General features: G+C 74.4%; 7 protein-coding genes and 1 pseudogene. 5 read left to right on the top strand and 3 right to left on the bottom strand.

What is annotated here, in order from left to right; genetic code table 11:
- The first annotated feature begins 31 nt into the window (after window positions 1-31).
- The 5 genes and pseudogenes from IE98_RS43005 to IE98_RS0124495 all read left to right on the top strand — a co-directional run bounded on the left by IE98_RS43005 (window position 32) and on the right by IE98_RS0124495 (window position 4,905).
- Window positions 32-1,678: pseudogene (locus IE98_RS43005) on the top strand (amidohydrolase).
- A 345-nt stretch (window positions 1,679-2,023) separates the two neighbouring features.
- Window positions 2,024-2,968, top strand: a complete 945-nt coding sequence (locus IE98_RS0124510) for a hypothetical protein (RefSeq protein ID WP_030272382.1) — start codon at window positions 2,024-2,026, stop codon at window positions 2,966-2,968.
- Between the two features lie 115 nt (window positions 2,969-3,083).
- Window positions 3,084-3,227, top strand: coding sequence for a hypothetical protein (locus IE98_RS49375; protein ID WP_159401041.1), 144 nt, complete (start codon window positions 3,084-3,086; stop codon window positions 3,225-3,227).
- 97 nt (window positions 3,228-3,324) lie between these two features.
- Complete coding sequence (locus IE98_RS0124500) at window positions 3,325-4,002, top strand: DUF6445 family protein (RefSeq protein ID WP_030272380.1); 678 nt, start codon at window positions 3,325-3,327, stop codon at window positions 4,000-4,002.
- A gap of 126 nt (window positions 4,003-4,128) precedes the next feature.
- Window positions 4,129-4,905, top strand: coding sequence for a polysaccharide deacetylase family protein (locus IE98_RS0124495; protein ID WP_030272378.1), 777 nt, complete (start codon window positions 4,129-4,131; stop codon window positions 4,903-4,905).
- 77 nt (window positions 4,906-4,982) lie between these two features.
- Here the strand turns inward: IE98_RS0124495 and IE98_RS0124490 are convergent, their stop codons facing one another.
- The 3 genes from IE98_RS0124490 to IE98_RS0124480 form a co-directional block, all read right to left on the bottom strand.
- A complete protein-coding gene (locus tag IE98_RS0124490) occupies window positions 4,983-6,731 on the bottom strand; it encodes a discoidin domain-containing protein (protein ID WP_052390913.1) in 1,749 nt (582 codons plus the stop codon).
- A 157-nt stretch (window positions 6,732-6,888) separates the two neighbouring features.
- A complete protein-coding gene (locus tag IE98_RS0124485) occupies window positions 6,889-7,905 on the bottom strand; it encodes a LacI family DNA-binding transcriptional regulator (RefSeq protein WP_234443656.1) in 1,017 nt (338 codons plus the stop codon).
- A 191-nt stretch (window positions 7,906-8,096) separates the two neighbouring features.
- Window positions 8,097-9,152, bottom strand: coding sequence for a LacI family DNA-binding transcriptional regulator (locus tag IE98_RS0124480; RefSeq protein WP_030272371.1), 1,056 nt, complete (start codon window positions 9,150-9,152; stop codon window positions 8,097-8,099).
- Window positions 9,153-9,568: the final 416 nt, after the last annotated feature.

Genomic DNA, 9,568 nt, shown 5'->3' with positions numbered 1-9,568 from the left:
CCGGCCCCCTCCCCCGCCCCCTGGAGCCCCCATGCCCGACCGCACCGCCGATCTCGTCCTGACCGGAGGCCCGGTCCACACCGTCGACCCCGCCCGGCCGTTCGCCACCTCGGTCGCCGTCCGGGACGAGCGGATCGTCGCGGTCGGGCACGACGAGGTGCACGACCTGATCGGTCCCGGCACGGAGGTCGTCGACCTGCACGGACGCCTGCTCGTCCCCGGATTCCAGGACGCCCACGTCCACCCCGTCGGCGCCGGGGTCGAACTCGGCCAGTGCGACCTCGGCGGCGCCACCGGCGTGGCCGACCTCCTCGACCGGATCCGCGCCTGGGCCGACGCCCACCCCGACCGGCCCTGGATCACCGGCGGCGGCTGGTCGATGGAGGCCTTCCCCGGCGGCACTCCCGACCGGACCCTGCTCGACCGGATCGTGCCCGACCGGCCGGTCTTCCTCGTCAACCGCGACCACCACGGCGCCTGGGTCAACACCCGCGCCCTGGAGATCGCCGGAGTGACCGGCAGGACACCCGGTCCCGCCGACGGCCGCATCGAGCGGGACGCCGACGGCGAACCCGGCGGCATGCTCCAGGAGGGCGCCATGGAACTGGTCACCCGGCACGTCCCCCGCGTCACCCTCGACGAGCAGGTGGCCGGACTGCTGCGGGCCCAGCAGGTCCTGCACTCCCACGGCATCACCGCCTGGCAGGACGCCCTGCTCGACGAGCACGCCTCGACGGCCGACCCCGCCCCGGCCTACCGGCGGGCCGCGCTGGACGGCCTGCTGACCGCCCGGGTCCGCGGCGCCCTCTGGTGGGACCGCAAGTCCGGCCTCGGACAGCTCGACCGGCTGCTGGAACGCCGCGACACCTTCACCGTCGGCCGGGTCAGGGCGCACACCGTCAAGATCATGCAGGACGGGATCGCCGAGAACGGCACCGCCGCCCTGCTCGGTCCGTACCTCACCACCTGCGGCTGTGCCTCCGACAACACCGGGATCTCCTTCGTCGACCCGGCGGAGCTCACCCGGATCGTCACCCGGCTGGACCGGGAGGGCTTCCGGGTGCACTTCCACGCCCTCGGAGACCGGGCCGTGCGGGAGGCGCTGGACGCCGTCGAAGCCGCCACGGCCGCCAACGGGCGCCGCGGCAACCGCCACCACCTGGCCCACCTCCAGGTGGTCGACAGCGCCGACGTCCCGCGCTTCCGCGAACTCGGCGCGACCGCCAACATCCAGGCCCTGTGGGCCACCCACGAACCCCAGATGGACGAGCTGACCATCCCGTTCCTCGGCTCCGAACGCGCCGCCCGCCAGTACCCGTTCGGGGACCTGCTGCGCAGCGGCGCCGTGCTGGCCGCGGGCAGCGACTGGCCGGTGTCCAGCCCCGATCCGCTCGCGGCGCTCCACAACGCCGTCAACCGGCAGGAACCCGGCAGCGGCCGGCCGGTGTTCCTCCCCTAACAGCGCATCTCCCTGCACGCGGCACTGACCGCCTACACCGCGGGCAGCGCGTACGTGAACCACCTGGACGACACCGGCGTCATCGCCCCGGGCCGGCTCGCCGACCTCACCGTCCTGGACCGCGACATCTTCGCCCGCCCCGTCGAGGAGATCGCCCGCGCCCGCGTCCAGCAGACCTTCGTCGGCGGCCACCGGGTCCACGCAGCACCCGACGCCTGACCCACCCCCGGCACGCCCCGCCGCACACCACTCCGGCGGGCGTGCCGGGTCCCCCCGCACGGTCCCGGCGGTCAAGGTCCGCACAGCACCTCACCACCCCGGCGGAGCCTGCCCGGCCCGGCCGGACGACGCCCGGCGCCGGCCGCGCTGCACCGGCGCGGGCGGACGCGACCGCCCGACCCGGGGCGGCGGTTCGGCACGCCTCGATCCGGAAGGTCCGGCACATCCGGCAGGTCCGGCCGGTCCGCCGGTCGGCCGGTCGGCCGGTCGGCCGTGGACGGGGGCGAACCAGTCCGGGCCGAGGGGCTGTCGAAACCCCGCGCCGTGCCTCTAGGCTCCGCCGGCATGCCGATCTTTGGACGACGCAGAACCCCCGCCCCCCGCCTCACCCCCGAGCTGGACGACAGCGATCTCGGCCGCGTGCTGGCACAGTTGACGGAGCCTCAGTTCCACGGCCGACTGGAGCTGTCCGCCGTCCTGGTCGAGCAGGCGCTCCGGGACGCGGGGGCGGACTGGGACCGCCGGACCCTGCGACTGTCGGTGCTCGCCGAGGCGGCCTCGCCCGCCCTGGTCCAGGTGTGGCGACGGCAGCGGCCGCGGGAGGCCGACCCGCTGGTGTTCGACGCCTGGGTGGCCCTGGCGCAGGCCCGTCGGGAGGGCCGGGCAGGCGACCACCGGAGCCTGGTGCGCCGCTGCCACGACGCGGCCGGGGCCCGCCCGGAGGACCCCGCCCCGTGGCTGGCGCTGCTGGGCGTCCTGCGGCTGCTGCGCCGTCCGGCCGAGGAGGTGTATCCGGTCTGCCGCGAGATCGGTGCACGCGACCCGTGGAACCGCACCGCGCACCTGGAGATGCTCGGCTACCTCTCCCCCGCGGAGTGCGGTTCCCACGCGCAGGAGCTCGACTTCGTCGACGCGGTCCGGGCCGCCGCGCCGGCCGGCTCCCCGGTGGCGGGGCTCGAACTGGCGCTGCTGCTGGGCCGGTACCGGGCCGCCGTGGACGCCGGTGGGGTGGGGGCGCTGGGTGCCCGACGCCGCTGGGACCGGGCGGACGCGGCAGCCGCGCTGGACCGGGCCCGGGGCTGGACCGAGCCGGGCGCCCTCGGCCACGCCGACGCCGTGGCCGACCTCAACGTCCTCGCGTACGACCTGGTCCGGGCGGGCCGTCTCCAGGAGGCGGCCGGGGTCTTCGCGTCCATCGGCCCGACGGTCACGGCCTGGCCGTGGCGGCTCGACGGTGAGCCGCTGCAGCAGTTCACCTACCGGCGCGACCAGGTTCTCGCACCCCGGTGACCCCGACCGGGGCGCGGCACCCGGTCGACCTCGGAGCGAGGCCGCTCGCGCCCACGCCTCCGCCCCGCCCGAGGACCCCTTTGACCCGGGCCGCGCCGCCCGCGAGCACGCTCCGGTGACCGCCGAGACCACCCTCGCCGGGGCCGACGCGGACCTCCGCGCCGGGACGCTGTTCTGCGCCGGGTTCGCCCTGGTCGGCCCGGCCCTGCTCGGCCTCACCGGGCTGGGCGCCGTCACGGCCGTGCGGTGGCTGCTCTGACGCGGCGTCCGCAGACCGGCGCCTTGAGCTCGGCTTGACGCACAATTGACCTGATCACGGGCGAGCGCCGCCGAGGCCCGTCGCTACCGTCGGGGCCATGTCACCCCTCCCCCGGACGCCGGCGATCCCGGTGCTGCCGTACCGCAAGCCGACCCGTGGCCGCGACTACTGGGTCTTCGACGACGTGCTGCCCGACGCGGAGGCCGTCCGGGCCCGCACGCTGGCCCGCGAGGACTGGAGCGAGGGGTACCCGCACAAGCCGGAGACCTGGCCCGGCCTGCGCACCATGCCCGGCCTGGAGCCGGACGAACTCGCCCACGTCGAGGCCCTGGTGATGCAGGCCACCGGTGCCCGCCGGATCTGGCCGGAGACCGGCCCGGGCGGCGCCACCGTCAACCACAACTGCATCCAGGTGGTCGGCCGGGACGAGTGCGAGCCGCGTCCGCACACCGACTCCCGGCTGGTCTGCCGCTACGCCGCCGTGCTCTACCTCAACCCCGCGGCCCCCAAGGACTGCGGCACCAGCTTCTACCGCCAGCAGATGCCGAACGGCGCGCTCGGCGGCAACATCGTCGCGGCCCCGCACAACAACCTGGTCGACGCCCTGGGCACCCGTTTCGTCCCCTCGAACGCCTTCGTCGAGGACGTCGCCGTCCCGCACCGCTTCAACCGGCTGCTGCTCTACAGCGCCAACATCATCCACACCGCGACCGGTTACTGGGGCAGCACCCTGGAGGACAAGCGGATGACCGCGGTCTTCTTCTGGATGGCCTGACCCCCGGGCCGGCACCGACCAGCACCCGGCCCCGCACGGACCCCGACCGCATACCCGGTATGTAAGGTCCCCTAGGGTCTTCTCGAACGCGTCCCCGTCCGGGGCGCGCCCGAGGGGAGGGGCTCCATGCCGTCGGCCAGGAAGAGGCTTCGCGGGCGCACGATACCGGCTCTGCTCACGGCGGCGGCGACCGCCCTGGCGGTGAGCGGCTGCGCCTCGTACGACACCACCACGCCGAAGGAGTCCCGCGACCGGGCCTCGGAGGTCTCCCGGGACGCCGCCGTGCCGGGCGTCGACTGCCGGAAGGCCACCTGTGTGGCGCTGACCTTCGACGCCGGCCCGAGCGAGTACACGCCGAAGCTGCTCGACGTCCTCAGGCAGGAGAACGCGCACGCGACCTTCTTCATGCTCGGCAAGAACCACGTCGAGAAGCACCCGGAGACCGTCCGGCGGATCGTCGCCGAGGGGCACGAGCCGGCCAACCACACCTGGACGCACCGGATCCTCACCGACATCGCGCCGGACGAGGCGCGCAAGGAGATCTCCCTCACCCAGGACGCGGTGCAGCGGATCACCGGCGTGCGGCCGGTGCTGATGCGTCCGCCACAGGGCCGCACCGACGAGGACGTGTCCAGGATCTGCGCCGAACTCGGCGTCGCCCAGGTGCTGTGGAGCGTCACCGCCAAGGACTACGACACCGACGACTCGGCACTGATCCGGCAGCGGGTGCTCGACCAGGTCCGCCGTGACGGCATCATCCTGCTGCACGACATCTACCCGGGCACCGTCCCGGCCGTGCCGGGCATCCTCGCCGAACTCCACCGCCGCGGCTACACCGTGGTGACGGTCTCACAGCTGCTCGCCCCGGCGTCCCCGGAGCCCGGCGCGGTGTACCGCCCCTGACGGCCGGCCGGGCGGCGCCGGCCCGGACCTCGCGACGAGGCCCGGGCCGGCGCCCGCTCCCGCCGGCGCGGGGCGACCTACTGGTACACGCGGACGTAGTCCACGAGCATCTTCTGCGGCAGCACGGTGGTGGCGTCCGGCGCGCCCGGCCAGTCACCGCCCACCGCGTTGTTGAGGATCAGGTAGAACGGGTGGTCGTACACCCAGGGGCCTCGGGTGGTCTCCAGGGCGGTGCGGTCCACGGTGAAGAAGGCGTTGCCGTCCACGTAGAACGTCATGTGGGCGGAGTCCCAGTCCACCGCGTAGGTGTGGAAGGCGTTGGCGAAGTCGGTGCCGGCCAGCGTGTACGGCGAGCCGTACCCGCCCGCGCCGTTGTAGGCGGGCGCGTGCAGCGTCGAGTACACCGAGTCGGCGACCTTGCCGACGTGCTCCATGACGTCGATCTCACCCGAGTACGGCCACGGCGTACCCGTCTTGAAGTTGGAGCCGAGCATCCAGAACGCCGGCCACAGGCCCTGGGTGCCGGTCACCTTGATCCGCGCCTCGGCGTGGCCGTAGGTGAAGTCGAAGTGGCCCGAGGTGTTGATCCGGCCCGAGGTGTACTGGCAGACGGTGCTGCCGGAGAGCGGGTCGCGCGGGCAGGCCGATCCGGGAGTGACCTCCTTGCGGGCCTCGATCACCAGGTTGCCGGTGCCGTCCTGGTACAGGTTCTTGTTGCCGGTGGTGTAGTACTCCAGCTCGTTGTTGACGCCCGCGCCGGGGTCGTTGGTCCACTTGCCGGCGTCCGGCGCCGTGCCGTTGGAGCCGTTGAACTCGTCGCTGAAGACCAGCCGGCCGGCCGGGAAGGACGGGTTCGGCGGCAGCGGCGGCGGGGTGACGGGGCTGCCACCGGTGCCGAACACCTGGAACTCCCAGAGCGAGTAGCCGTACTGGCTGACCCGGGCGGTGCCGTACATCCGGACGTAGCGGCCGGTTCCGTTCAGGTTGGAGATCGTCTCCTTGAAGCCCTTGCCGGTGGTCGTGGACCAGATGTCCGTCCAGTTGACGGCGTCGCCCGAGACCTGCAGCTTGTACGCGGTGGCGTAGGCCGGGTCCCACTGCAGGACGACCTTGTGGACGGTGGCCGTGGCACCGAGGTCGATGTAGATCCAGCCCGGGTCGCTCCAGGCGGAGGTGGCCCAGCGGGTGGCCGGGTCCTGGTCGACCGCCTTGCTCGGCGTGCAGTTGCCGCAGCCGCCGTCGTTCTGGCTGCTGGAGGCCACCGCGGGCTTGTCGTAGGAGAGTTGGACGTCACCGCCGCCGGTGCCGCCGCCCGGGGCGCCGTAGACCTGGAACTCCCAGAGCGAGTAGCCGTACTGGGTGGCGCGGGCGGTGCCGTACATCCGGACGTAGCGGCCGGTGCCGTTGACGGTGAGGTTCTGGGTGCCGCCGGTGCCGCTCGCGGTGGTGTAGACGTCCGTCCAGGTGCTGCCGTCGGCCGAGGTCTGCAGCTTGAAGCCGGTCGCGTAGGCCGCCTCCCACTGCAGGACGACCCGGCTGACGGTGGCCGTGGCGCCGAGGTCGACCTGCAGCCACTGCGGGTCGCCGAAGGCGCTCGACCAGCGGGTGCCGGCGTTGCCGTCGACGGCGGCCGAGGCGGGGAAGGCCACGCCGTTCTCGGTGGAGGAGGCGGTGACGGTCTTGCCCTGCGAGAGCAGGCTCTCCGCCGCCGGGGCGGCCGGCGCGAACGGTACGAGCAGGGCGCCGAGGGCCAGGACGAGGGCGGTGAGCAACCGGGTCAGCACCCGGTGGGGGCGCGCCGCGGCGGCCGGTGGTGCGGTGGTCATGGGGAACTCCAGCTGGGTGGGGGTGGTGCGGAGTCGGTACTGCGGTGCACGGGTGGGGCGGTGCGGCCGGCGCGGGCGGTCCGCGGGCCGGCGGCTGCGTGCGGGTGTGGTCCATGGCCGTCCTCGGGGTGGGGTTGGGACGGGCGGGCGGTCGCGGTCAGGCGGAGTCGCGCAGGACCAGCGCGGTGGGCAGCACCAGCGCCGGTCCGACCTCCTCCCCTGCGGCCAACCGCTGCACCAGGCGGACGAGTTGGCGGCCGAGCTGCTCGATGGGCTGGTGCACGGTGGTGAGTGCGGGTTCCGCGGTGCGGGCACAGTCCACGTCGTCGAAGCCGACCACGGCGACGTCCTCGGGCACCCGGCGCCCGGCCCGGCGGAGCGCCTCCAGCGCCCCCACGGCCATCAGGTCGGAGGCGGCGAACAGGCCGTCGATCCGCGGCTCCTCCGCCAGCAGCCGGGCGGTGGCGGCCCGCCCGCCCTCGACGGTGAAGTCGGCCTCGGCGACCAGCGGACGGCGGTGCACCCGGCCGGTCTCCCGCAGGTAGGCGCCCAGCCGGTCCTGCCCGGCCGGGGTGGACGAGGGCCCCGCGACGGTGGCGATCCGGGTGCGGCCGATCTTCTTCAGGTACCGGACGGCGGCGGCCGCGCCGCCCGCGTTGTCTACGCCCACATAGGGCAACTGCACATCGCCGTAGGCCCGTTCGCAGCAGACCACGGGGACGCCGGTGCCGGCGAGCAGACCCGGCAGCGGGTCGCGGTCGTGCACCGAGGCGAGCACCACGCCGTCCACGTGACCGCCCCGCACGAACTGCTCGATCCGCCGCCGGCCGGCCGCCGACCCGGCCAGCAGGATCACCAACTGTTCGTCGGAATCCTCGAGTTCCGCGGTGGCCCCGTGGATCAGCGCAGGGAAGAAGCCCTCCGAGAAGACCTGCCCCGTGCCCTCCGGCAGCACCAGCGCGTAGGAGCCGGTGCGGCGGCTCACCAGCGAACGGCCGGCCTGGTTGGGCACGTACTGCAGGTCGGCGACGGCCCGCAGCACCGCCGACCGGCGGCGTTCGCTGACGGGGTGCGACCCGCTGACCACCCGGGAGGCGGTGGCCCGGGACACCCCGGCCCGCTGGGCCACGTCCTCCAGGGTCGGCCGGTGCCACTCCGGGGCGATCAGGTCCACGAGCCGTCCTCCTCAGGACCGACGATGTCGAGAGAGCGCTCTCTCACCAGCGCCACGAGAGTGCCCCCGAAAAACCTCCGGTGTCAATGGGCGTGCACCTGACTACTGCCCAGAATCGAGAAAACGCTCTCCGAGTCGGGCGCACCTCAGGGGCGCGCGGGTGATCCCACCACGGCCTCCGAGGACACCCCTCAGGCGGACTGCCGCACGACCAGCGTCGGCCGGAACACCACCATCGGCATCGTCTTCGCCGGCTCCGCGATCTGCCGCAGCACCAGCCGCGCCATCTCGGCCGCCATGTCCTCCACCGGCTGCCGCACGGTGGTCAGCTGCGGGTCGCACGCCAGCGCCGCGCTGCTGTCGTCGAACCCGACCACCGCCACGTCCTCCGGCACGCGCCGTCCGCTGCGCGACAGCACCGGCAGCGCCCCGAGGGCCATCAGGTCGGAGGCGATGAACACCGCGTCCAGGTCCGGGTCGCACTCCAGCAGTGCCCGCATCGCGGTCGCCCCGCCGTCCTGGGTGAAGTCGCCCTCGACGTGGACGGCATCGCCGCGGCCGTGCGCGGCCAGCGCCTCGCGGAAGCCGTCGAGCCGCTCGCGGCTGGCCGGCATGTCCAGCGGTCCGCTGATCGTGGCGATCCGCTGCCGCCCGAGGCCGACCAGGTGGTCGACGGCCAGCCGTACGCCCTCGCGCTGGTCCACGTCCACGTAGGCGATCGAGGCGGAGGAGGCCGGCCGGGAGGCCAGCACGGCGGGGATGCGCGCCTCGGTGAGCCACTGCGGCAGCGGGTCCGCGGCGTGCGAGGAGACCAGGATGACGCCGTCGACGTGGCCCTGCCGGAGGTACCGCTGCAGCTGGCCGCGCGACTCGGCGTCGTCCGCCAGCATCAGCACCATCGCCATGCCCTGCGGGCGCAGCACCTGGATCACGCCGCTCACGACCCGGCCGAAGTGCGGGTCGGTGAACATCCGGCCGACGAACGGGTCGAGCGGCTGGCCGCGGCGCTCCGCCTCGGACACCACCAGCGCCACCGAGTTGGTGCGCCGGGTGACGAGCGAGCGGGCGGCGGAGTTCGGCACGTAGTTGGTCGCGGCGACGGCCTCCTCGACGATCCGGCGCAGCTCCGGGTCGACGGTGGACTTGCCGTTCACCACGCGGGAGACGGTCGCCCGGGACACGCCGGCCACCTTCGCGACGTGCTCCAGTGTCACGGGTCTGGTCGAGGGAGGCAGATCGGTGGTCACGCTGCCAGTTATACCCCGTGGGGCGCGGCGGCCCGCCCCCGCCTCCCGAACCGGCCGTTCGGGTGCCGCCCGGCCGGCCCGGCCGCGCCGTCGGCGACCGGCCCACGGGCCGGATCGGCGTCCACGGGCTCGACGACCTCCGCCGGCGGCTCGCCGTCACCGCCGGGTGGCCGGTGAACGCGGCGGTGACCGCGCTGGACGAGGCCTGCGGGACGGTCTGGGCGGCCCTCCGGTCGGGCGGGCTCGTCGCGCTCGACGCCGTGGCCGGCGCGGTGCTGCTGCGCACCGCCCTCACGGTGGACGGCGTCCGTGTCTCGCCGCTCTCGCTGGCCGCGACCGCGGCGGGACGGCCGGTCGTCGGCACGGTGGACGGGCGCATCCTCGACCGCGCTGCCCGGCTGAGCCCGCCGCCCGGC

This window comes from Streptomyces sp. NRRL B-24484, assembly GCF_000717715.1.
Classification (GTDB): Bacteria; Actinomycetota; Actinomycetes; order Streptomycetales; family Streptomycetaceae; genus Kitasatospora.
This window is presented reverse-complemented; position numbering and strand designations above follow the sequence as displayed.